This window comes from Kolteria novifilia, assembly GCA_007748055.1.
In the GTDB taxonomy this organism is placed as follows: Bacteria; Planctomycetota; Planctomycetia; order Kolteriales; family Kolteriaceae; genus Kolteria; species Kolteria novifilia.
Genome location: CP036279.1, coordinates 2637202 through 2661099, shown reverse-complemented (window position 1 = coordinate 2661099; position 23898 = coordinate 2637202). Strand labels below are relative to the sequence as shown.

Below are 23898 nucleotides of genomic sequence, written 5' to 3'. Positions count from 1 at the left end.
CTGGTCCATCTAAGTCTTGAGGTGCGGCTGGCCCTGTGTCAGCCAGTGAAAATGAGTTACGTCACCGGCAACCCGAAGTGAGACGTTTGCCCGTGGACTAGTGATCGAAGAAGGTCACGACGCCGGTGTCCATGTTGTAGTAGGCGCCGACGATGTTGATCGCATCGTCCTGTTCCATCTGACGAAGAATGTCGCTCTTGGCGCGGATGTTCTCCATCGTCATGCGGACGTTCTCGAGTGTCACCTTGCGGACGAGTTCGTCGTTCTTGCTGGACTTGTCGCCGTCGATTTTTTCGACGCGTTTGACCGCGGGGCGGATGTTCTTGAGCATCGCGGTGATGTTGCCGAGTTCCACATCGTCGATCGCTGCCTTGATCGCGCCGCACTGCTCGTGTCCGAGGACGACGATCAGCTTCGCTCCCGCGACTTTACAGCCGAACTCCATGCTGCCGAGGATGTCGGTGTTCTCGAAGTTGCCCGCGACGCGCGCGACGAAGATATCGCCGATGCCGCGATCGAAGACGTCCTCGACGGGAATCCGCGAATCGAGGCAGGAGAGGATTACCGCCTTGGGAAACTGGCCGAGGGAGGCTTTGCGGATCTGGGAGGAGTGATCCCGAACCGTGAGTGTTCCGTTGACGAAGCGTTGGTTGCCATTCTTGAGGGACTGGAGGACTTCCTTGGGAGTCAGCTTCTCCTGTTCCTCGCGCGTGAGGACCCTCGTGACGAGGGGTTTGAGATCTTGTGCCGATTCCGCCTCCTTCTCTCCCCCCATTGCTTGGCTCGTTTGGAGCGCGCACCCCGCGGATTGAAGGGAAAGGGCCGCGACGGCGACCATGACCAGCGAACTCGATTGAAACAGCGACGCCCGGTCGTATCGGTCCATGAGAATCCCCAATGCCTAGGAACTTGCCTTTCCAACGCTCATCTCGAGGCCACGTTCCCACCTCCACTCCACCCGTGCGGGCGGCAGGGGGAGCCGAGAGGAGACGACCCAGGGATGTGATGGGAAATCCTGGTAACGTTCCAATGCGACCTTTGGACAAGGGCCGGAAACCAGACGGCATCGCGGGATCTCGAATCGGAAAATGACCAACCGCTATTGGGAGGAAACGACTTCGGCGCCGGAGGGCCCCACTTGGCTCGCTCGCGTCGAAAGTGCGCGAAATGCGCGCATTGGAGATGGGTTCTGCATCGAATTTGACCGTCAGAAGGAGAAAACTGCTGGGAATCGCGGCCCTTCGGCGAGAAATGTTAAAGTTTTCTTCATGGGAAGTGCCGGCGCGACCGGAGACAGGTTCTCCAGACTTCCCCACCCCGCCCATCCGCCGCCTCAAGCGAACCAAGTCCTTGGCAAGGAAGAGGGTCCGTTCACCTCGGGGCTCGGCAACCTCCTGCGATAACTCGCGTTCGGGCATTGGAGTCCGCCCGTCTCCTCCCCTTCGCGGGGGACGTGTTGGTCCTTGGACGACCGGATCAACGGGATGATCGGCACAACGATTGCACATTTCCGATCGCCCAAATTCTCCACTGTCTCGTCCAACTCCAAATTCAGTCACCGAGGGGAGCCACTCAAATGGGATCGGCCGCTGTGAAGTCGTCTAAGAAGAAGGACAAGAAGCTTTCGTCGAGCCAAGCGGCCAACGGAACTCCCAAACCGCCCAAATCGCCCGATGCCGAGAAGCTGTCGAACAAGGTCTACGAGCAGGAGTTGGCCCGGCTGCAAGTCGAACTCGTGAAGATGCAGGAGTGGATCAAGTCGACTGGCCACCGCGCCGTGGTCCTCTTCGAGGGACGCGACGCCGCCGGCAAGGGTGGAGCGATCAAGCGGATCACCGAGTGCTGTAGTCCTCGCGTCGTGAGAGTCGTCGCCCTGCCCGCCCCGACCGAACGCGAAAAGACCCAGTGGTACTTCCAGCGCTATGTCCATCATCTCCCCGCTGCCGGCGAGGTCGTTCTCTTCGATCGCTCCTGGTACAACCGGGCCGGCGTCGAACGCGTGATGGGATTCTGCTCCCAAGACCAGTACCAGGAGTTCATGCGATCCTGCCCCGAATTCGAACGCATGCTGGTCCGAAGTGGCATCAAACTGCTCAAATACTGGTTTAGCGTCAGCGACGAGGAGCAAGAACGCCGTTTCCAGAAGCGAATCTCGGATCCGACTAGACGTTGGAAATTGAGCCCGATGGATTTACAATCGCGGTCGCGCTGGCTGGAATACTCCAAAGCCAAAGACGCGATGTTCGCGCACACCGACATCAAGCAGGCCCCTTGGTACGTCGTCAACGCGACGAACAAGAAGAAGGCCCGTCTGAACGTGATCAACCATATGCTCGAGCAGATTCCCTACGAGGATCTGACCCCCGAGCCAATCGAACTGCCGCCCAGACAGGACAACTCGGGCTATGTTCGTCCTCCGATGGAGGACCAGACTTTCGTTCCCGAGATCTACTAAGTGGCCGATGGTACCGCCTAGCAGTCCGTTGATTGAAGCGGGCCAAGGCGCGAACAAGCGATGTTGACCAAGATCAAGGAGAAGAAGCGCAGGCGAATTCCTAGAGTCGTCGAGTTTCTTTGACGCGGAGATTGGTCAAAAGGGCCGTTCGCAACCGGCAACGAATCGATCAACGGGCTGCTGCGGGTCGAACTGGTACCACGGTGCTCCGGCGGCCCTGAAGGATGTTCCCATCGGCACCCACTTGCAAGGCCACTTCTACATCCGCCGTCCGAACAAAGAAGAGTCAACACTTTCTACTGGGGACGAAGGATCCATGAGTCCGACTTCAACAAGGCGATCTTGCTGGAAGACGACTTCAGCCACTATGCGCGGCAACACCGAGCTTGGCATTCAGGTTCCATTCAAGCCCAACGAGTTGATCGAGGGCTATCGGCCTGGCCGAGTCGTTCACACCATGTCATCGACGACGTGGAGACTGCCGCATCTTCCCCTCGAGGAACGCCTCTTTCCCCTCCGCGACTAGCCGCCGGAAGTTCTTTGGCCAATGGCACCTCTCCTCTTTGGTACCATGGACCCTTCGAGAGCACTGGACGTCGGAAGCGGAGTCCGCGATGCGTGCGGGCACGCTTGTCGTCTCATCCCTCGACGGGACTTAGTTCACTCAAGACAGAGGTGACGGAATGCCAAGGGTCCGTGGCGCGGTGATCGCGGCCGCTCTTTCTCTCTTCCTTCTCAGCAACCGTACGACGGCGACGGCTCAGCCAGCTAGCCAGAAACCCAACATCGTCCTCATCCTCACCGACGACATGGGATGGGCCGATCCCGGCTTTCACGGCGGTAACCCCGACCTGACGCCCAACCTCGACCGGCTCGCCAAGCAAGGCGCCCGCTTCTCCCAGTTCTACGCTCACTCGGTCTGCGCCCCGACGCGAAGCGCCCTGATGACCGGTCGCTACGCCTTTCGCAACTGGATGGATTGGCGCTCGGAAGACTTCGGCAAACCGAGCTATCTCGCCAAATTGGGCCTCCAACTCGCCCATGACCAGCACGGCGAACCGACCCGCATGCTCCATGCCCTCGACACCAACGAGCGAACCGTTGCCGAGGTCCTCCAGGACGCGGGGTACTTCACCGCGATCCTCGGCAAGTGGCATCTCGGCGAGTGGCTGCCCGAGCACCTCCCCATGGGCCAGGGCTTCGACCATCAGTATGGCCACTACGCCTGGGGGATCGACTACAACAACTACACAATCCCGCACAACGCACCGGCACGCTTTGCCGTCTATGATTGGCACCGCAATCAGAAGCCCCTCGACGAGCAAGGTTACTCGACCGACCTCATCGCCAACGAGGCCGTACGCCTCATCGCCGCTCAGCCGAAGAATCGCCCGTTCTTTCTCTACGTTCCCTTCAACGCGATCCATGGCCCGCTGGAAGAGATTCCGCGCTACCTCGACCAGTACGACAAACGCAGCGCCGCGCTCAGGTGTCTCGACGACGCGATCGGCCGCATCGTCGGAGCGATCGACCAGTACGGCTTCGCCGACGACACCCTTCTCCTCGTGGTCAACGACAACGGCGGCTTGCGCGAGGAGTTCAACAAGCCTTACCGCGGGACGAAAAACACGACCTTCGAAGGAGGCGTTCGGGTCCCTTGTGTCATGCGTTGGCCCGGCAAGATCGAGCCTGGCACTACCAACGATGGGATGATGCACGTCGTCGACGTGCTACCGACCTTTGCCGCGATCGCGGGAGAATCGCCGACGGGATCGAGACCACTCGACGGCATGGACATGAGTGACGTCATCACCGGCGAACGTCCCAGTCCCCGAAGCGAGATCATCTTCGAGGTCGAGGGAAGCGTCCGCCTGCCGACGATACGATCGGGCAAGTACAAACTGATGGGTGATGCTCTCTACGACATCGAGCGTGACCCGAGCGAAGCGACCGACATCGCCGCGAAGCACCCCGGCATCGTCAATCGGTTGAAGAAACAACTCACCGAGGTCGGCAAGGAGCGTCCCCCGTTGGCGACGGTCATCGGCGATCCGCCCGTGCTGATGGAGCCACCCCTCCCCTACGTCTACGGACAGCGAGAAAACGAGCAGGTCCCCACGTGGCTCAAGCGCCGGGTCGATGCCGTTCGCGCCAAGCAGCCAACGTCCTGGCCCAAGGGTCAAACGCCCTGGCCGCAAGCACCCTCGGGAGCGACGATCGACTACAAGGGCGATGGACGCTAGCGTTTTGTCAGATCCAAGAGTTCGGGTGGCACTGGCTGTTCGTCAGCCAGTGTCGATGCGTTCGACACTTCAGTTGATGCCTTTCGGGAGACCCGCTACTATCCGGCGGGGCCGACGACATTCTCCTTGAGGGACCGATCATGCAAACTACCTGCCTTGTCATTCTCTTGCTCGGAGCGCCAGAGTCCGCGGCGGAGAAGGTTCCGACGAGCGAGTCGTCCGTCTCGGAGTTCAACGCGGCCAAGCTGAGAGAGCTCGACGCCGACTGCAAGCGATTGGTCGGCGAGGGGAACCTCAAGGGCGCGCGCGACGCCCGTCGGAAAATCGCCGCGATCATCACCAAGGCCTTCGGCCCAAATCACTGGCGAACCAAAGAACAACGCCGCTACTTGGAGCAACTCAACGCCGCCGCGAAGCTCCCGATCGAGGACCAACTGAAGGTCCTCTCGGCCTCGGAAAAGGAACGCGTCGCCCAATCGCTCATGAAGAGGGGTCACTACAAGGACGCCCTCCCGTCGCTGGAGAGCGCCCTTCGCAACTATGAACTCGCCCTCGGGCAATCGAATCTCGCCTATGCCAAGGGCGCCATGGCGGCGGGTTGGTGTGCCCTCATGACTCAGCGATACGAGGAAGCGGAAGCCAAGTACGTGCGTTCCCTCCGACTCTTGGACGAATTGGTCGGCTCCGATCATCCGCTCAACGTTCGGGCGAAGTCCCAACTCGCGAGGGTCTATCAGAAGACGGGAAGAAAGACGAAGGCGTACGAGCTCATCAACGAGGCCCTCGAGCGGCAAGAGCGGATCTCCGGTGCCCAGTCCCTCGAGGCGGCGGAGATCGTCAACGCCCTCGGCGGCTTGCAGTTCGAGCGTGGTAACCCCGAAGCGGCCGAAGCCTCCTTCCGCCGAGTCGCGGCCTCCTGCGAGCACCACGAACGGACCGACGTGCTTCTCTACGCCTACGCGCAAGAGAACCTGGCTCTCTTCTACATCAGCCGTGGCGAGTTTGACCGAGCGGAAGTAGCCCTCCGCCGCGCCATTGCCATTCGAGAGAAGCGCCAATCACCCGACAACCCAAGCTTCCAAGCCATCCGCAAGCGCTATCAGCACGTCGTCTCCAAGCTCAAGGAAGAAGAGCCCAAGGAGGAAGTCTCCTCGTCGTAGCAAGCCTCCAGAATTTGGGTGCCATGCTCGCCGTTCCGGGTGGCCCAGGTTGCTCGCCGTTCCGGGTGGCCCAGGTTGCTCGCCATTCCGGGTGGCCCAGGTTGCTCGCCAACCTGGGTGGCGAAGCCACAAGAGGCCCTTCCACGGACCGGTGGTGAATCGCGACCCGACTGGCGGACCTCTCTTCCGGGTGGCCCAGGTTGCTCGCCAACCTGGGTGGCGAAGCCACAAGAGGCCCTTCCACGGACCGGTGGTGAATCGCGACCCGACTGGCGGTCCTCTCTTCCGGGTGGCCCAGGTTGCTCGCCAACCTGGGTGGCGAAGCCACAAGAGGCCCTTCCACGGACCGGTGGTGAATCGCGACCCGACTGGCGGTTCTCTCTTCCGGGTGGCCCAGGTTGCTCGCCAACCTGGGTGGCGAAGCCACAAGAACATCAGACGTCGGACAAAGTAGCCGCAACACGGCGGCCGAGTACAGCCTGTGGGCATCAGCCCCAGGTCACCCATCAGGCGATTTCGGAGTTCCGGAGGGACGACAGACGTCGCGTTCTCACCATTGTCGCCCTGTTGGGGCTCGACCTTTTCGGCACACCATCCTGGCACTCACGTGCCAGGCATGATTCGCCCCCCGCTTCGCGGCTACTCAACGGAACGGCATCGCGCCGGGAGCCATGCCTACGCGATGATCTCGTGAACCACATCGCCGTGAACGTCGGTGAGGCGGTAGTCGCGACCTTGATAGCGGAACGTGAGCCGCTTGTGGTCCATTCCCAAGAGGTGAAGGATCGTCGCGTTGAGGTCGTGAACGTGCACCGGATTCTCGGCGACGGCATAGCCAAGTTCATCCGTGGCTCCGTGGGAGAAGCCGCGTCTGACCCCACCGCCGGCCATCCAGACGGTGTACGCTTCCTTGTGATGATCGCGACCGGCTTTGGTCACCTTGCCGGTGCCGTTGCGACCTTGTGCCATCGGCGTCCGCCCGAACTCCGCGGACCAGACCACCAGGGTGTCGTCGAGAAGTCCCCGCTCCTTGAGGTCGCCGATCAGCGCCGCGATCGGCTGATCGACTTGCCCGCACTTGACCGGCAAGCGGGAAAAGACGCTGCCGTGCATGTCCCAACCCTGGTCGAAAAGCTGGACGAAACGAACACCGCGTTCCACTAGGCGGCGGGCCAGGAGACAATTGTTGGCGAAGCTCGTCTTACCCGGCTTGGTCCCATACCGCTCGTGCACTTCCAGCGGTTCCGACTTGATGTCCATCAGTTCCGGTACCGAGGACTGCATGCGGAACGCCATCTCGTACTGCTTGATCCGCGTGGCGATCTCGGGATCGCCCACATTCGCCAGTCCGTCCTGGTTGATGGTGTTGATCGCATCGAGTACCCTCCGGCGCGAGGCGGTGTCGATTCCCTTCGGGTTGGAGAGAAAGAGGACCGGGTCACCCTGACTGCGGAACTCGACCCCCTGATAGACCGTCGGCAGAAACCCGCTCCCCCACGCGCTCGAGCCAGCTCCCAGCACTTGCCCGGTGATCAGAACAACGAACCCGGGAAGGTTCTCGTTCTCGCTTCCCAAGCCATAGGTTGTCCACGAACCGATGCTCGGCCGACCAAAACGCTCGAACCCGCTGAGCAGGTACATCTGCGCGGGGCCGTGATTGAACTGGTCGGTGTGAAGCGTGTTGATGAAGGTGATCTCGTCGGCCACCTCCTGCAAGTTCGGCATCAAGTTCGAGATCGCATGCCCCGACTCACCCACCCGGCGGAAGGTGAACTTCTTCTCCTTCGGCGTTCCCAACAGTGTCGGCTGGTTGCGGATGAAGGCAAGCCGCTTCCCTTTGAACATCTCGTCGGGACAGAGTTCCCCGTCGCGTTTTTGAAGCTCGGGTTTGTGGTCGAAGAGATCGAGATGCGAGGGGGCACCGACGAGGTGGATGTAGATGACGCTCTTCGCCTTGGGCGCGAAATGGGTTCGCCGGGCGGGGTCGGCCTTGGCGGAGTCGAGCGACTCGGCGGCAGCGTCCCGCTGAAGCAACGACGTCAGCGCGGCCGCGCCGATGCCGGTCCCGACAGTCTGGAAGAGCTCACGGCGAGTCAGCGCTTGCAGCGCGTTCGTAAGATCGGTCATCGGATCGCTATCCTCTCGTGATGGTCTCGTCCAGGTTCAACAGAACACTCGCGACGTGGAACCAGCAAGCTAGTTCCCCAGCGAGGGTGACATCGCTCACGCCGCCCCGTCGCGCTCCCTTGACGATGCGTCGGGCAAGCTTGGGATCACTTCTCAACCGCTGACGTTCCGCTTCGTGGAGCGCCACCAGCGCGTCGATCTCCTTTTGACGCGGTTCGCGGGCCAAGCAGAGCCGAAGCCCATGCGCGGCACGTCGTTCGACACTCGCATCGGGAAGGTCGTTCACGATCCGTTCGGCCAACGCCAGCGCCATCTCGACGTAGGCCGGATCGTTGAGCAACGTTAGCGCTTGCAGCGGCGTGTTGGTGCGTGGCCGCTTCACGACACACGCCGCCCGGTCGGGAGCGTCGAAGTTGACGAAACTCGGATAGGGAGCCGCGCGCCGCCAGACGACGTAGATGCCCCGGCGGAAGCGATCCTCATCGCGTTCCTCGACCCACTTGGGAGCGTTGCGTCCCACCGACCGCCAGATCCCCTCGGGTTGGAAGGGCATGATCGGTTCGCCCCCCATCTTCGTCGCCAAGAGTCCGCTGACCGCCAGCGCGTTGTCGCGAATCATCTCGGCCGACATGCGGAACCTCGGCCCCCGCGAGTAGAGCTTGTTCTCGGGATCGACCTTGAGGTGCTTGGAGGTGAACGCCGATGACTGCCGGAAGGTCCGGGACATCACGATCAGCTTGTGCAAATGCTTCGCGGACCATCCCCCGTCGACGAACTCGACCGCCAACCAGTCGAGCAGTTCCGGATGGGTCGGCGGTTCGGCTTTCGTTCCGAAGTCCTCCAGCGAACTGACAATCCCTTGACCGAAGAACTCCGCCCACCAGCGATTGACCGTCACCCGCGGCAGGAGCGGGTTGGCGGGATCGACCAGCCACTTGGCCAACCCGAGTCGGTTCCTCGGCAGGCCGGGTTCGAGTGGATGGAGCACGCCCGGCGTCCCGTAATTGACTTCGGAGCCCTTGTTGAGGTAGTCGCCCCGCAAGAGCACCCGCGTCTCGCGCGGCTCGCTCATCTCGACCATGACCAAGGTCGTCGCCGGTTGGAGTTGTCCGAGTTGTCGCGTCGTCTTCTGAATCTCCGCGTCGATCGCCGAGAGTCTGGGGTTGGATTTCGCGAAGTGCTTGTCGAGTAGTCGCCGCTCTTCGTCGGAGAGGTCATTCTCTTTTCGAAGGATCTTCGCGATCGCTTCGGGCAGTTCGGCGGCGCCCGGATCGCCGACGAGGCCGGAGAGCCTCACGCGACCGAGGGTGCGACCGCGTCCGTAGTTCTGCTCGAGCGTGAAGACGAAGGTCGACTCCTCGCCCGAACCGACACGCTTGGCGGTGCGAAAGGACGCCCAGTGCGGTTTACCGAACTGGGGAGCGATCGCCCATCCGGTCTTCGGATTGCCGTCGATCGCGTTGGCGACCTCCCAGCGATCTTGGGAGAAGTCGGCCTGGGCGCCGTGCAGCGGAACGGCGCGGCGTTTGGAGCCGTCCATTTCTCGAACATCGACCTCGCTCAAAATGAAGTTGGTTCGGAGTTCGTCGCCGCGACCGGGCCCCATCCCAGGGAGCGAGGGATGCGTGAGGGCTTCGATCTTGAAGGCGCCGATATCCCTTTGCTTGGTCGTCGCCGTGATGGTGTAGGTCGTCGTCCCCGGAAGGGAGCCACTCACGAGGACCGACTGATCCTCGAGAATCTCATGCTCCTCCCCGCCGGTCGACTCGAACGCGACAATGGCGAGGACCGTCCATTCGGGAGGGCTCTTCAGTCCTTGACGCAGTTCGCGTTCCCACGCGTCTCGCTCTTGTTGATCGAAGGCCGCGCGACGCTGGGCCTTCAACTCTTCAAGCCGTTGGCTCAGCTGCTTCCGCTTCGACAGTCGCTCCTCGGGGAGCGGTAGCGACATCTTCGGCCCGACGAAGTCGTAGGTCACGCCACTCTTCTGCTTGACCTCGAGCGGGGTGTTGTTGAAGTACGCGAAGAGCCGGTAGTACTCGGTCTGCGTAAAGGGGTCGTACTTGTGGTTGTGACACTGGCAGCATTCGAGCGTCGTCCCCAGGAAGACCGTGCCGGTGGTGTTGACGCGATCGAAGAGCTGGTTGACGCGATTCTCCTCGGGATGAACTCCGGCCTCGACGTTGCAGGTGACGGTCCGATGAAATCCCGTGGCGATCTTCTGGTCGATCGTCGCGTTGGGCAACAAGTCGCCCGCGAGCTGTTCGATGGCGAACTGATCGAACGGCATGTCCTTGTTGAGCGCTTCGATCACCCAGTCCCGATAGGCCCAACTCTCGCGAAGTTGGTCGGCCTGGAAGCCGTTGGAGTCGGCGTAGCGGGCCAAGTCGAGCCAGGGCCGCGCCCAGCGTTCGCCATAGCGTGGGGAGTTGAGGAGTTCGTCGACCACCGCCTCGTACGCCTCGGGGTTCGGATTCGCGACAAAGGCGTCGACTTGCTCTGGCGAGGGAGGCAATCCCGTCAGCGCCAGATAGACGCGTCGCAGGAGGACCGCGGGATCTGCCGAAGGCGATGGGCGTAGGCCCTTCTCTTCCAACGCCGCCAGAACGAAGTCATCAATCGGGTTGACCGGCCAGTCATGCTGATCGACGTCGGGACGTTCGGGGCGTGTCGGCGTCACGTAGGCCCAGTGGGTAGGTCCCTCGGCGTCGTCCTTGGGCCAGTCGGCGCCCTGCTCGATCCAGCGATTGATGAGGGCGACCTCCTTGGCCGAGAGCCGGTCCCCCTCGGGAGGCATCATCGCGTCCTCGTCCTGGCTCGTAATCCGCTCGAGGAGGATGCTCTGCTTCGCGTGGCCGGCCTTGATGACGACCTCGCCCGAGTCGGACGCGGTGAAGGCATCCCGCCGGCTGGTGAGCCGAAGCCCCCCGCTGCGGTCGGCGCCATGGCATTCGTTGCAGTGATTCGCGAAGATCGGCCGAATGTCGCGTGCGAACTCGACACGTTCGTCGGCGGTTTGGGCGGGTTCCAGCGCCAAACTCCCACGTGCCACGCACATGGCGAGCGCCCCGACGAGGAGGCTCCATCGAAACGGTCGGAGGGTGCTAGCATCGATCATGAGGGTTCCTTTGTGATCACCGGCCCGATACCTCACGGGCAGGCTCGTTCTCATGAAGGCATCGTGTCGCTACTTCGCCGCCGGTGGCGTGACGGTAAGGGTGATGTCATCGACGAGAACCTCGACATCGCCCGGCGCGGTTCCCGGCACCGCTTGGATCATGACGAAGAGCTCGCCGTCCTCGTACGGAAGTTGCTCGGGAGTTTGGTAGTCAAGGCCAACCGCGATCGTCTGGCCGAGATCGGGGAGCGAAAGCGAACGCCAAACCCGCAGCGGGGTCGTCGGCCCACTCTCGATGGACCCCGCGTAGAGCCCGATCGTGTAGCCCCCATCGTGCCGTGCTGGCTCGGGCGCCTTCGGCTGGGCGACCTTCAGCGCGATCCGATAGGTGACGCCGGCCTCCATCGCTCCGACCGCTTGGTGCATGCTCGTGTAGGTATTGCGACCATCCGCGAAGGTCTTCGCCGCCAAGTAAGCCCATTGCCGCCCCTTGGGGGCCTTGGGAATCGTCGTTCCGCGCGGACGCGGCAATCCGGAGGGAAGCACGCCGGCGTCGATCGTCATTCCCTCGGCGTTGGCCACCGGATGGGCCATGAGCGTCCAACCGGCGGCGGCCAGAAGCGTCCCATCGACCGAGTGGGGATACTCGAAGCTGCCGTTGGCCAGCTTCGACTTCGCGAGGTTCAAATAGTCCCGAACTCCCCGATACCGTCGACCATCCCCCATGATCGCCGAGGTGAGGATGCCGTTCGTGTCGACCGCCAGGCCATCACGACGCGAGAGCCGGAGCACTTCGTCGACGCCGAGCAGTTCGCTGGAAACGACCGCCTCGACCTCGCCGCGAAAGACCGTGGCTCGCGTTCCGCTCGGAGAGACGTGGATCCCGATCTCGGCGCCGAGGTCACGGAACTCGACGTTGGGGGTCTCGATGGTGAAGCGCTGATCCCCATCGCCAAGGGCCGTCGCCAACGTCCCGGCGCGGAGACGTCCCCTGCCCGTCTCGAGCAACCGAAAGCGTGCCGGCCCCTCGAGAGAGACCACCGAGCCATCGTCGAGACGAAGACGCACCCGGCCATTGGCGATGTCGATTGCTTCGGCACCGACGCGCGTCCCGACCTTGATGGCGGGCCCCTTCCAGGTCACCTCCTCGGCGGCGACGAGTTCGGCCCATGTCGGCGTCACGGGGAAGACATCCTCGAGCCCGTGCGTCGCGACTTGCCGAGATGGTATCGACTCCTTCTTCAGCACCGGCGTGGCCTTGGCGAGGGAATGACGTTCCCGCGGCGCGGGGGACCGAGTGTCGCCTCGCGGCCAGGAGAGGGCGATCGCGAGCACTAGGCCCGCGGCCAGCGCCGCCACCCAGCGGAAGCGGTCACGACGTGCGTCGCCATCGGAGGCTGGAAATTCGGAGTCGCCATCGGAGGCTGGAAATTCGGAGTCGCCATCGGAGGCTGGAAATTCGGAGTTGCCATCGGAGGCTGGAAATTCGGAGTCGCCATCGGAGGCTGGCGATACGGGAACGGGCTGAAGGCCCTCCTGCTTGATCGTCGCCAGCGAACGATGGGTCAGCCGGCTCGTCAGTTCCCACCGCAAGCTATGGTGCAAGTCGATCTGATGGAGATAGTACCTTTGGGCTTCCGAGTCGTCGCGCAGGAGCGAGTCGAGCCGCACCATCCCCTCGGCATCGACCGCGCCGCGGCAAAGGTCCTCGATCAGCGCATCCAGCTCCGCACGGCGCCGCGCGTCAAGTGATCCCATGGGCCACTCCTTTCGGCAAGGAGCCACACGTCTCCCCTCCTCTCGCGGGAATGGGGTCGCGGCCCGTAGCGAGGACTCCGCTCATCAGCTTTCCCCCGCCAGTTGACGATCGATGCACGCCGCCAAGACATGGCGAATGCGTCGCAGCGAGCGATAGACGCTTGTCGCCGTCCGGCTCAATCGCTTCGCGATGTGGGCGACCTTGCTTCCGGGAGCGTAGCAGTCCTCGAGCAAGGAGCGATCTTCGTCGGGTAGCTTCGACAGGCAGAGCGAAAGGGCCTCGCGACGCGCTTCGAGCAGCGGTTGTTCGGCGAGCCACGTCGCGGCCAACTGATCGAGCACCAACGGGCTGAAGGTCGCCGTCGCCGAACGCCGGCGTTTGTAGTCGCGAACCTGGAGCGACGCGATGCGAAAGGCCCAAGCCAGAAAATCGCCTCCCGGGCGATCGGGGTCGAACTGGTCGAATTTGTTCCAGATCACGATGTTCGTCTCTTGGAGGACCTCGTCGGCGTCGGCCGGGTTCGGGAGCAGCGAACTGATGAAGAGCGACAAGCGGCGTTGGTGCCGCGCGAAGAGGGAGAGGCACTGATCCAAACGTTCGGATTCGCTCCACTCGGTTTCTGCCATGTCGCTTCCATCCTGCGTTCACGGGTTAACGCGGAATTTGTGCCGATTGTGAACACGGAAAACGAAAAACTTTTGTCGACTTCTCCACGAGCCGACTTGGATTTCCGGCCGCCGATTCCAACAATTCGTGCGTGCAAAGCTCGAGACGGCCCGCTATCCTCGGGCACTTGGGAAAAGGGTGTCCGTGACGAACGCGGGCGACCCTGGGGGCGAACAGACCTGCCGATCGATCCAACCGAGTGAGCTTGAAAGTCCGTCCATTCGGCTTTTGTGACTCTTGAATAGTTCGTGGTGATCGCTGGCGTGGCGTGCTGAGCGTCAACTTCACCGTAACCGAAACAGACCTCCAATTGGGGAGCTTCCACATGAGAAAAGTGTCCATGATGGCCTTCGTCGCCACCGCGTTGTGCGTCGCGAGCGTTCACGCCGAGGACGATTGGGTTGAGATCTTCGACGGCAAGACGCTTGAGGGCTGGACCCAGAAGAACGGCACCGCGACCTACCGCGTCGAAGATGGCACCATCGTCGGCAAGACCAACGAGGGTAGCCCCAACTCCTTCCTCTGCTCGAACAAGGACTACGGCGATTTCGAGCTCGAGTTCGAAGTGAAGGTCGACCCCGGCCTCAACTCCGGCGTCCAAATCCGCTCCAAGACCAAGCCGTTGCCCGAGGGCAAGGAAGGCTATGGTCGCGTCAACGGTCCCCAAGTCGAGATCGAGTCGAGCGGCAACAACGGCGGCGAGGCCGGTTACATCTACGGCGAAGCGGCCGGCGGATGGATGACGCCGCAGGACAGTCTCAAGGCTCACAAGAAGTTCAAGGACAACGAGTGGAACAAGTATCGCGTCGTCGCCAAGGGTCCCCGCATCCAGACCTGGATCAACGGCGAGCAAGTCGAAGATCTCACGCACGAGAAGGCCTACGGCACCCACCCCAAAGGTTTTATCGGCCTGCAGGTTCACGGCATCAAGCGCGGCACCGGCCCCTACGAGGTCTCCTGGCGCAACATCCGCGTCAAGGAACTCGGTGACAGCGACGGCCAATAAGCCGATCACCGACATGGCGCGGATGCCCACCACGTGGCGTCCGCGCCCATCTCCTCTACTCCGAACTCCCGCAAGCCGTCCGGGGGGCGTTGGCTACCGGTCAGCCAGTGACGATCAACAATCATCCGACAACACCACGATCGTCACGAAACACGTCCCATAGTCCCTTCCGCGAGGTCTCTCCATGCGACCACAGTCCTTCGGTTATCGCTCGAGTGCCTCTCGAATCGGCCCGCTTCTGCTGACGACCCTCGTGGGATGGGCGAGCTTGTGCCACTGGTCGGCCCCGGCAAGCGCTCGCGACGTGGCGACGCGTCCCAACTTCGTCATCGTCCTCGCCGACGACCTGGGCTACGGCGACGTCCACTTCCAGGGCAATCCCGACCGAACCACCCCCAACCTCGACGCGCTGGCGGCCGAGGGACTTCGGCTGACCGACTTTCACGTCAGCGGTCCCGTTTGCAGCCCGACGCGTGCCGGCCTTCTGACCGGACGCTATCAGCAGCGCTGCGGCGTGGACGGGGTCATCAATGCCGGCTTTGACAAGAATCGTCACCATGGATTGCAGCCCGATGAGGTGACCTTCGCGGAGTGCCTCCACGATGTCGGCTACACGACCGGACTCTGCGGCAAGTGGCACCTCGGGTACGAACCGAAGTACAACCCGACTCACCAGGGTTTCGACCTCTTCCGAGGTTACGTCAGCGGCAATATCGACTACCAGTCCCACTTCGACCGCGTCGGGGTCAAGGACTGGTGGAGGCAAGCACAACTCAAGGACGAGCCGGGATACTCGACCCATCTGATCACGAGCCACGCGGTCGACTTCATCGACAAGAACCACGACGGGCCCTTCTGTCTCTACATCGCCCACGAGGCTCCCCACACGCCGTTTCAGGGACCGAACGATCCCGCCTTCCGCGTCGAGGGCAAGGTCGTTCAGGAGCGGGTCTCTCCCGCCCACAAGAGGCGGGCCTACCGCGAGATGATCGAAGAGATGGATCGCGGCGTCGGCGACGTCCTCGCGGCCCTCAAACGACACCAGATCGACGACCGGACGCTGGTCCTCTTTTTCTCCGACAACGGCGCCGCTCGCGATGGCTCCAACGGCGAGCTGCGTGGCTTCAAGGGATCGCTTTGGGAGGGTGGCATTCGCGTTCCCGCGGTGGCGTGGTCCCCGGCGACGATCAAGGCGGGAGGGGTCTGCGAAGAGACCGTCTTCAGCCTCGACATCATGCCGACGATGTTGGCCCTTGCCGGGACCACGGCACCGAAGAATCGCCCTCTCGATGGCGTGAACGTCAGCGGGGTGCTGATGCGCGATGAACCGGCTCCCAAGCGGACCCTCTTTTGGAAGTACGGTCGCAAACGCGCGGTTCGCCGTGGACCTTGGAAGCTGGTCGAGAACGCCCCTGGCCTCGAGGGGACGGGCCTCTTTCGCCTCGACACCGATCTGTCCGAAATGACCAACCTCGCCGCGAAGCATCCCGAAGTCGTCTCGTCGCTGACGCGTGCATTGGCCGATTGGGAGAAGTCGGTCGCGTCGAGCGCGACTCCGCAGCCGGGGAGGTCGTCGAAGTAGCCTTCGCCGACAGTCTTGGTTGACGGGGAATCCCTTCGCGTGGGGCGAAAGAAGTGGAAGTGTTTTGCGGGGCCACGCACACGCGCATGCCCACGCAAATGTGGGCATGGCACCCGGCACCTAGAGATGGGTATGGTTGTTAGGAAAGTGTCCTGGATCGCGTCAATGGACTGTCAGACGTCCGACTCGACCGTTGGGCGCCGATGGTTGGTATTGCTCGGCGGGATCGGCTCAGTCGTGGCGTAGTGCGTCGGTTCGGGGAGACCGCTGCGCAGGAACCCGTCGCGACGCTCTTGACACTTGTTGCACTTGCCGCAGGGGAGCATTCCCACCGGCGTGACGCACGAGAAACTCTCTTCGAGTGGGAAATCGCCGCCGCGGCGGATCACTTCCTCCTTCGTCAACTGCTCGTAGGGTCGCTCGAACCGAAGCTCCGCTCCCAGGGCGAGGTTAACGGTCAGACTCAATTGCTCGAAGAAAGCCGGTGTGGCGTCGAGAAACGGATTGCCCGCCAACGTCCCGAGCGCGAGCGTCCTGATGCCATGACGATGGCACCAGATCGCCGGCTGGGTGAGCAGCAGCATGTTGCGACCGGGAAGATAGACGTCGGCGTCGTCGATCGGCATCGCGTGACCGTCGAGGCTCCAGTGACCCGCGTAGGCCTGGGCCAGCGACGACTCCAGAACCCGCAAGGGGTCGATGCTCGGGAGACGGAGCCGGTCGAGATAGCGTTCGAGCGCCGCTTGTTCGGCCTCCTCCCAGACGAGTCCAAATCGCATGTAAAACGGAACGACGCGTGGCGAGGACAACGCGAGTTCGCCCAGGAGAACGCAACTCTCCACGCCACCGCTGACCATCACGGCCACCGGCCTTCGCGCCCATTTCTTATCAATAGCCTGCCGCATAGATTGAGCGTCCACCATCGACGGGCAAACAGACTCCCGTCACGAAATCATTCTCGATCAGGAAACGGACGGCGTGGGCGACGTTCTCGGGAGCCCCTTCTCTCTTAAGGAGCGTCGCCTTGATCACTTCCGCTCGCTCGTCGTCCGCGATGCTCTCGGGGAGCATGACCGGCCCAGGCATCACCGCATTGACTCGCACCCTCGGATTGCGCTCCGCCAACTCGACGGCGAGCGTCCGAGTCATCGTCGGGATCGCTCCCTTCGAGGCAAAATAGGCGACGTGATCCACGTAAGGCCTGCCGATCGCCCAGTCGCCAATCGCGACGATCGATCCACCACTCTCTTGCTCGACCATCCGGAGGCCGACTTCTCGGGCACAGAGGAACGTCCCGGCCGTATTCGTCTCCCACTCCTCGAGCAGACGTTGCTTGGTGACCTCCTCTAACTTGTTACGAGACCAGCGTGCCGCGGCGCAGACGAGAACATCGAGGCGGCCGAAGATGTCATGACAACGATCGACCATTCGCCGAACGTCGTCCTCGTCGGCGATGTCGGCGGCGAAGCAACTCGCGGTCGCGCCGGCGGCTTCGAGCTCGGCCACCGTCTTCCGAGCCGAGTCCTCCGACGTTCGGTAGTGGATACCGACTCGGTAGCCGTGGGCGGCCAAGTCACGCGCGACGACGTTGCCGACACGGAGGCTGCCACTGCCGGTGATCAACGCCACGGGACCAGCGTCGCGATCGCTCATCGAGTTCCTCTCGGTCGTGAGTTCGGAGGTGTCAACGCCTCATTGTAGACTCCGTTTCGAGAGTTCGCTCTGGCTTTGGCTCGCTAGCTTGGAGAAGCGCGTTGCGGGGAGACGGGAGTCAAACGCTTCCGGCGAGAATTCGAAAGGCCTGCTGCCACGATTGGTTGGCATGATCGGAGCGGACCTCGTCGTTGATCCGTCGGAACACGGAGAGAAGGTCGAGAAAGCAGTCGAACAGTTGGGGATCGAAGTGTTCGCCACGGCCGGACATCATCACCCGGATTGTTTCCACCTCGTCCATCGCGGGTTTGTAGACGCGTTCGTTGCGAAGCGCGTCGTAGACGTCGGCGATCGCCACGATCTTGGCGGCCTCGGGAATCGCCTCTCCCGTCAATCCCTGGGGGTAGCCGCGGCCATCGATCCGTTCGTGGTGACTCAGTGCGATATCACGAGCCATCTGTAGTAGCGAGAGATCGGAGCCATCGAGCATCGCGGCGCCGATCGTCGTATGCCTTTCCATGCAGAGGAACTCGTCGGGGGTCAGGCGTCCCGGCTTGCGAAGGATCGAGTCCGGGACCCCGATCTTTCCCAAGTCGTGCATGGTGGCGGCGAGTTGGATCTGGCGAACCCTCTCGGAACTCCAGCCGAGCGCGTCGGCGATCTGAGCGCTGTAGAGGCCAATGCGGCGCAGGTGATCCCCCGTCTCCGTGTCGCGCCACTCCGAGGCCGACACCAGGCGCAGGACAATCTCCTCCTCGCGACGGACCAGGTCGGCGGTGCGGGCGGAGACTTCGACTTCCAGTTGCTGTTGGTAGTGGCTACTGGCCATGACCAGGCGACGGCGTTCCAGCGCGTTGGTCGCGTTGATCAGCACTTCGTTCTGACTGAGGGGTTTCGCGAGATAGCCGTAAGCGCCCTCGCGCAGCGCCCGGATCCCGACCTCACGGTCGTCGAGTCCCGTCACGAGAATGACGGCGGCCAGGGGATCCTTGCAACGCGCCTCGGACAAGAGCTCGAACCCATCGCCATCGCGAAGGAAGACATCGCAAATGACGAGGCTGATGGGCTTGGAAGTAAGCAGTTCTTTCGCGTCCCCGACCGATCCACTGACGTGGCAAGCGTAGCCCTCCTTCGACAACCATCGAGCGATCAACCGTCCGATCAACGGTTCATCGTCGACGATGAGCAAATGGACTTTCGAGGAGTCCCACGCGAGAGCTTCGCTCGCCGCCACTGATGATCTCCTAGTCGCCGCGACCAGCGCGACGTTGAATGAGGCCCACTTCCATCAACAACCTGCTATCCGAGACCGCCTCACTCTTCCCCGAGGTCCCTAGTTCCGCGCGGTGACAAGTCGCCGAGTCGATCGCTGGCTCGCCGTTTCATCGCCCCCGGGATCCCGCCCGTGGGATCGAGTGGCGTTAAAATTTCGTGAAGCCGAACGTACCCTCGCGACACCCTTGAAGACAAGGCCGAAGGACCTCGCCTTGGGCATCACGCCTGCACCTCACGACCCATCGGCGCCGGTATTGCCGAACTTTCCGTCATAATCGTACCTGACAGGCGAATACCCTTCCTCTCGCGGCCACTACCTCGAACTCTAGAGACATCGATCAACCTGGGGCCAGAGATCGGCTCGCACGTTACTTATTGTACGCGTCGTCAGAATCTACCGAGATTCGAACGACGCCTTCAAATAAGGGAGATTGAAGTACTTCCCTCTACAAATCTTTCCCGTCCGGTGTGGGGAAGATCACCCGATGGAGCGAGGGAGCATGCCCATCTTCCTCCGTGGCGACCTCACGAAACCGAGCCGTCATTTTGAGCGAGTTGCGGGGTGACAACAGAGTTGCTGTCGCCATAATCGCCCTCGGGAAGCTTCTCCCCGACAAACTCCGCGAGCCCGGCTTCGAGTGAATGACACCCTATCGTGACCAATTCTTCCTGGCCTCCTGCGTGCAGCGGGGCCTTCTCGACGAACCGTCGCTCGCCGACGCCCTCGACCGGTTCGCCTCGTCGCGACAACGAAGCTTGGTACGGACGCTCGTCGATAGCGGATGGATCGCGGTCGCGGAGTTCGAGGACTTTCGGCGTCGCGTCGAGGAGTACTTGGCGACCTCGGAGGAGGAGGAGTTTCTCGCGCTTTATCGCTTGGCGAAGGGACTATCGTTCCCGGGACTCCGCGACCTGAAGAACCCTCGGGTACGTCGCCTCTTAACGGATTTCATTCCGCGCGCGGAACCGCGACACCGCATCCATACCGTCGTGAGCTGCGAGGACAACGACTACCAGTATTGGCAAGCCGAGCTACTCGCCCACAGCTTCTTCCGCTCGGGAATGACGGGGGACCTGACGCTCCTCGTCGCGACGGAAGGTGCCGCCCCTCCGACGCATGACTTTAGCGCCGAAGTCGTCACGACCCATCGCGCCTCCCCTCATCCCGAGACGGGGGACGACTACGCCGCGTACAACAAACCCGCGTCCCTGCTTGAGTGGTTCTCGAACCATCGCGTCGACGCCGAGCAGATCTTGATCCTCGATCCCGACTGCATCTTCCTACGACCGGTCCTGTCGCAGTCGGGCATCGGTTATCCGCGCGCCGATTCCGTTCACTACATGGACACGACCAACGAGCGAGGAAGCCGCTTGATTCAGAAGCATTGCCGTACCGGCAGCCAATACGCGTTCCCCGCGGTGATCCCCGTGCTCATCGAAGCGGACGATCTCCGGATGATCCTTCCTCGTTGGCTGGAGGCGACCGAGGAGATCAGAAACGACCCCGAGAGCCGTGACCTAGCCGGCTGGGTGGCGGAGATGTGGGGGTACGTAATCGCGGCGGCCGAGAGCGGCCTCGTCCATCTTCCCAGCCGGTTCAGTGCAGCGCCGATGGACGCGACGACCGACTGTCCGATCATTCACTACTGCTTCGACGTCGACTACGGCGAAGGCGGCTACCATTGGGGAAAGAGAACCTACGCTCCCTGGTCGAAGCCCGAACCGCTGCCGAGGGAAGCCAACGGGGCCGCCCGCGCCCTGCTCGAGATCCTCGAGGAGAAGGCGGCCCGGTGCGACTACATGCTTCTCAACGAGCCGCCCGCTGTCAATTCGTGATCGGGGACAGCAACGGGCTCAGTTCCGCCACGAACTCGTCACTCGACAAGAGACCGTCGATGACCGAGCGGACATTGCCGGCTTGAACGAGGTCGACCCATTCGCTTCCCTCGTCGATGCCGCGTTGCCGGTCGAGGAAGCGGATGTAAAAGTGATCGACCTCGCGGACCGCATATTCCCGGCTCCGAAGGAATCCCCGAACAACCTCTTCTCGCGAGCCGGTCTCCGCGAGCAGACGCAACCAATCGTCGATCTCGGAATCGAGGACGCTCCCCTCCCGGTCAAGCAGTTGGCCGTATAGCGCCACGATCCAGTCGCGATCGGTACCCCCGAAACGAGCTCGGAACTCGTCGGAGGCCAAGATCCCCACCTTCGCGGCTTCCTTTCCAGCCCCCGCCTGGATCGCCGCCGCGAGCCCGTCGATCTCCTCGGCGGTGCCAACCCGACCGAGATAGGTCGCGAACAACTCCTCGGCGAAGAGGCGGTCGAATTCGAAGGACCGCGTGAACCCTTCCACGACGCTTTGCCGCGGGGTCCCTTCATCAAGCAGACGCTGCCATCCGATAGTTTCGAGACTGCTCGGGCCGGGGTTGCGTCGCAAGGCGATCGTGTAGAGAGCTTGCGGGAATAGGCTCGTCCGCGGAGCCACCTGAATCCGCTGCTCATCCTGGATGATCTCGCGGCCCTCGCCATCGGTGAAGCGGAACGAGAAGCGGTCATAGCCGACGAACCCGGTGTTGGGAACGTAGCGAACCACTCCGTTGCCAATGATCGAGATCGTGCCCGACGCGGTTGCCGAGGAGATCTCCAGCGAACTCGGATCGAGCGTCGTCAGCCCGAGGTGTCCGGCAAGATCGATCGTGAGGGCCGTGTCCGTCGGCGTGGCGAACTGCACTTCCCCGGCCGGAGGAGCGGTGATGCCACCATTGCCGGTTACCTGGACGGCCCCCATGTCGACCGAGCCCGACGTGCCTCGGGAGAACCCACTGCCACGTTGGTCGGTGAGCAAATCGAGCGGATTCGAGCCGGCCTTCAAGACGGGGCTGCTCGTGGAGGGCTCCTGGGTCAGGGTCGATCCGCCATTGTCCGTGAGCATCCCCAAGTCGGCCGAACTGCCGACGATGTTGCCGTCGGTCCCAGAGACGATGCCCGTTCCCGCGGAGCCGGCAAGCACCTCGACGAGCGAGTAGCTCACCGACAACGTGCCGCCGTTGGCTTGGAGATCGTCGCCCCCACCGGTGGCGCTGTTGCCCGAGAGGATGCTGCTGACGATCGTGACATCCCCGGTGCCGTTCTGGGCGAGAATGCCGGCACCGGCGCCCTGCGTCGAGTTGCTTCCGATCGTGCTGTTGTAGAGAGAGGTGGTCGCGCCGGAGGCCAAATAGATCGCTCCCCCGCCGTAGACGTTCGCGGCCTGATTGCCGCTGAAGGTACTGTTCTGGACCGTCAGTGTTCCCGAATTGACCAGGGCGCCGCCTCCGAAGTCGGTCGAGTCGTTGTTCGAGAGGGTGCTGTTCTCGATCGTCAGGGTCGCGCCCCCGTTGTTGATGATCGCGCCGCCGACTTGGGCGCTGTTGTTGTCGAGGGTCGAAAAGGAGATCGACGTGGTCGCTCCGTCGCTGTTGTAGAGCGCTCCCCCCGAGCGATTGGGGGCGCCGTTACTCACCAGCGAGCTATTGCTGATCGACAAGCTTCCCGCGCTGACAATCGCTCCCCCGCCGAAGCTGCTGGCGGAATTGCTCGAGATCGTCGCGTCGTCGATCGTGACGGTACCGCTGCCGCTGTTGTAGAGGGCCCCCGCGGCGGGCGCGGTATTGTACTTCGCGACCGACTGCTGCTGGAGCGTGAGCGTTCCGCCGTCGTTGAAGAAGGCCCCGCCGTTGCCGGCCGCGGTGTTCCGGTAGAAGTTGGTGGACGAAAGATGGGCGGTGGCGTTGCTGCTCACGCCACCTCCGCCGTAGGCGGTGGTGACGTTGCTCTCGAAGGTGGTGCCGGTTGTTGTCAGGTAGCTCATCGTTCCCGATCCGGGATCGACGATGTTGGCGATGCCACCGCCGAACGGCGCGGAGTTCCCGGTGACGGTCGAGTCTTGAATCGTCAACGTGCCACCGCTGTTGATGATGCCACCACCGCCGAAGTTCTGGGACGAACTCACGATGTTGCTGGAGATCGCCGACGAGTTGGTGATGCTGAGGGTGCCCGAGTTCGCGATTCCGCCGCCGCCGTAGGAAGCGGCGCTGTTTCCGGAAATGGTGCTGCCGTCAATCGTCAGGCTCGCGCCCGCGGCGTTGCCGATGCCCCCCCCGAAGGGCGCGCTGTTGCCGCTGATCGTCGAGTCCCGGATCGCGACGGTTCCCGCGGCGTTGTAGAGGGCGCCGCCACCAAAATTCTCTCCCGTGGCGACGCTATTCGCCGAGAACGTGACGTTGTCGACCAGGACGTTGCCACTCTGGACCAGCACGCCGCCACCCGATCGATCGGCGCCGGCGTCGGTGACCTGTCCGTTGGTGATCGTCAGGTTCGTCAAGGTGACATCGTAGCTGGCGATCGGGTTCGAGTCGCTGATCGCGATGTTGAAGACGCGCGACGAGTTGGTGCCGCTGACCGTCACGTTGCTCAGTTGGGATAGCCCGTTAATCGTGAGTTGATCGGTGATCTCCAGTTCGCCACTGCTGAGCTGAATGTGGAGGGTGGGAATCTCCGAGGCGAAGACGATCTCATCGGCTCCCTCCATCTGGTTGGCGACCTCGACCTGTGCCCGCAAACTTCCCGGGCCGGAATCGTCGGCGTTGGTCACGAAGAGCGTCGCGGGAACGGCACGTTCCTCGAGCAGTTCCAACATCGGAAGGGCGGCACGGCGGTGCGAGGGGGAAGCCACGTTGGCGGGTCGAAAGGGGAAACGTGCATCGATCGACATGGGTAGCGTCTCGTCGAGGTCTTGGTTCAACAACATCCAGGAATCCTCCTTTATACGTAGAGATCCCTCCCATCCGCTCCGGCTTCACCAATTCTTCACGT

General features: G+C 62.6%; 15 protein-coding genes. 6 read left to right on the top strand and 9 right to left on the bottom strand.

Translation table 11 applies throughout. From position 1 onward, the window contains the following. Positions 1–97: 97 nt before the first annotated feature. A complete protein-coding gene (locus Pan216_RS09840; protein WP_419193467.1) occupies positions 98–886 on the bottom strand; it encodes a carbonic anhydrase family protein in 789 nt (262 codons plus the stop codon). Between the two features lie 690 nt (positions 887–1576). On the opposite strand from Pan216_RS09840, the gene ppk2 reads away from it, so the two are divergent. The 3 genes from ppk2 to Pan216_RS09825 all read left to right on the top strand — a co-directional run bounded on the left by ppk2 (position 1577) and on the right by Pan216_RS09825 (position 5858). Further along, positions 1577–2455, top strand: coding sequence for a polyphosphate kinase 2 (gene ppk2 / locus Pan216_RS09835; protein ID WP_145257825.1), 879 nt, complete (start codon positions 1577–1579; stop codon positions 2453–2455). Positions 2456–3138: 683 nt separating this feature from the next. Beyond that, positions 3139–4698 (top strand): arylsulfatase, encoded by a 1560-nt coding sequence (locus tag Pan216_RS09830; protein WP_145257824.1) that lies wholly within the window; start codon positions 3139–3141, stop codon positions 4696–4698. A 140-nt stretch (positions 4699–4838) separates the two neighbouring features. After that, positions 4839–5858, top strand: coding sequence for a tetratricopeptide repeat protein (locus Pan216_RS09825; RefSeq protein ID WP_145257823.1), 1020 nt, complete (start codon positions 4839–4841; stop codon positions 5856–5858). A 675-nt stretch (positions 5859–6533) separates the two neighbouring features. Here the strand turns inward: Pan216_RS09825 and Pan216_RS09820 are convergent. From Pan216_RS09820 to Pan216_RS09805, 4 genes are all read right to left on the bottom strand, one after another. Then, positions 6534–7985, bottom strand: a complete 1452-nt coding sequence (locus tag Pan216_RS09820) for a DUF1501 domain-containing protein (protein WP_145257822.1) — start codon at positions 7983–7985, stop codon at positions 6534–6536. Between the two features lie 7 nt (positions 7986–7992). Next, a complete protein-coding gene (locus Pan216_RS09815; protein WP_419193466.1) occupies positions 7993–11103 on the bottom strand; it encodes a DUF1553 domain-containing protein in 3111 nt (1036 codons plus the stop codon). Positions 11104–11172: 69 nt separating this feature from the next. Then, the gene (locus tag Pan216_RS09810) at positions 11173–12861 is read right to left on the bottom strand and encodes a FecR domain-containing protein (RefSeq protein WP_145257821.1); all 1689 of its coding nucleotides are present in this window, start codon (positions 12859–12861) and stop codon (positions 11173–11175) included. 84 nt (positions 12862–12945) lie between these two features. Then, on the bottom strand, positions 12946–13488 hold the full coding sequence (locus Pan216_RS09805) for a sigma-70 family RNA polymerase sigma factor (RefSeq protein WP_145257820.1): 543 nt from the start codon (positions 13486–13488) through the stop codon (positions 12946–12948). A 365-nt stretch (positions 13489–13853) separates the two neighbouring features. Here Pan216_RS09805 and Pan216_RS09800 point away from each other — a divergent pair, with 365 nt between their 5' ends. Both Pan216_RS09800 and Pan216_RS09795 read left to right on the top strand, forming a co-directional pair. Further along, positions 13854–14534 (top strand): 3-keto-disaccharide hydrolase, encoded by a 681-nt coding sequence (locus tag Pan216_RS09800; protein ID WP_145257819.1) that lies wholly within the window; start codon positions 13854–13856, stop codon positions 14532–14534. A 184-nt stretch (positions 14535–14718) separates the two neighbouring features. Next, complete coding sequence (locus Pan216_RS09795; protein ID WP_145257818.1) at positions 14719–16116, top strand: sulfatase-like hydrolase/transferase; 1398 nt, start codon at positions 14719–14721, stop codon at positions 16114–16116. 173 nt (positions 16117–16289) lie between these two features. Here the strand turns inward: Pan216_RS09795 and Pan216_RS09790 are convergent, their stop codons facing one another. From Pan216_RS09790 to Pan216_RS09780, 3 genes are all read right to left on the bottom strand, one after another. Beyond that, entirely contained in the window at positions 16290–16973 is a 684-nt protein-coding gene (locus tag Pan216_RS09790; RefSeq protein WP_419193664.1) for a 7-cyano-7-deazaguanine synthase, read from the bottom strand. A 31-nt stretch (positions 16974–17004) separates the two neighbouring features. Next, a complete protein-coding gene (locus Pan216_RS09785) occupies positions 17005–17769 on the bottom strand; it encodes an SDR family NAD(P)-dependent oxidoreductase (protein ID WP_145257816.1) in 765 nt (254 codons plus the stop codon). 118 nt (positions 17770–17887) lie between these two features. Beyond that, on the bottom strand, positions 17888–19003 hold the full coding sequence (locus tag Pan216_RS09780) for an HD domain-containing phosphohydrolase (RefSeq protein WP_145257815.1): 1116 nt from the start codon (positions 19001–19003) through the stop codon (positions 17888–17890). A gap of 683 nt (positions 19004–19686) precedes the next feature. Here Pan216_RS09780 and Pan216_RS09775 point away from each other — a divergent pair. Next, positions 19687–20880 (top strand): hypothetical protein, encoded by a 1194-nt coding sequence (locus Pan216_RS09775; RefSeq protein WP_145257814.1) that lies wholly within the window; start codon positions 19687–19689, stop codon positions 20878–20880. Here the strand turns inward: Pan216_RS09775 and Pan216_RS09770 are convergent. Then, positions 20870–23833 carry a DUF4214 domain-containing protein gene (locus Pan216_RS09770; protein WP_145257813.1) on the bottom strand — a complete coding sequence of 988 codons (2964 nt, stop codon included), beginning with the start codon at positions 23831–23833 and terminating at the stop codon, positions 20870–20872. The genes Pan216_RS09775 and Pan216_RS09770 overlap by 11 nt on opposite strands. Between the last annotated feature and the right edge of the window lie 65 nt (positions 23834–23898).

Coding starts and splice junctions, on each gene's coding strand:
- Pan216_RS09830 (WP_145257824.1), top strand. CDS start 3,139: ATGCCAAGGGTCCGTGGCGCGGTGATCGCGGCCGCTCTTTCTCTCTTC.
- ppk2 (WP_145257825.1), top strand. CDS start 1,577: ATGGGATCGGCCGCTGTGAAGTCGTCTAAGAAGAAGGACAAGAAGCTT.
- Pan216_RS09795 (WP_145257818.1), top strand. CDS start 14,719: ATGCGACCACAGTCCTTCGGTTATCGCTCGAGTGCCTCTCGAATCGGC.
- Pan216_RS09840 (WP_419193467.1), bottom strand. CDS start 886: ATGGACCGATACGACCGGGCGTCGCTGTTTCAATCGAGTTCGCTGGTC.
- Pan216_RS09810 (WP_145257821.1), bottom strand. CDS start 12,861: ATGGGATCACTTGACGCGCGGCGCCGTGCGGAGCTGGATGCGCTGATC.
- Pan216_RS09820 (WP_145257822.1), bottom strand. CDS start 7,985: ATGACCGATCTTACGAACGCGCTGCAAGCGCTGACTCGCCGTGAGCTC.
- Pan216_RS09785 (WP_145257816.1), bottom strand. CDS start 17,769: ATGAGCGATCGCGACGCTGGTCCCGTGGCGTTGATCACCGGCAGTGGC.
- Pan216_RS09825 (WP_145257823.1), top strand. CDS start 4,839: ATGCAAACTACCTGCCTTGTCATTCTCTTGCTCGGAGCGCCAGAGTCC.
- Pan216_RS09800 (WP_145257819.1), top strand. CDS start 13,854: ATGAGAAAAGTGTCCATGATGGCCTTCGTCGCCACCGCGTTGTGCGTC.
- Pan216_RS09775 (WP_145257814.1), top strand. CDS start 19,687: ATGACACCCTATCGTGACCAATTCTTCCTGGCCTCCTGCGTGCAGCGG.
- Pan216_RS09815 (WP_419193466.1), bottom strand. CDS start 11,103: ATGATCGATGCTAGCACCCTCCGACCGTTTCGATGGAGCCTCCTCGTC.
- Pan216_RS09770 (WP_145257813.1), bottom strand. CDS start 23,833: ATGTTGTTGAACCAAGACCTCGACGAGACGCTACCCATGTCGATCGAT.
- Pan216_RS09790 (WP_419193664.1), bottom strand. CDS start 16,973: ATGGTCAGCGGTGGCGTGGAGAGTTGCGTTCTCCTGGGCGAACTCGCG.
- Pan216_RS09805 (WP_145257820.1), bottom strand. CDS start 13,488: ATGGCAGAAACCGAGTGGAGCGAATCCGAACGTTTGGATCAGTGCCTC.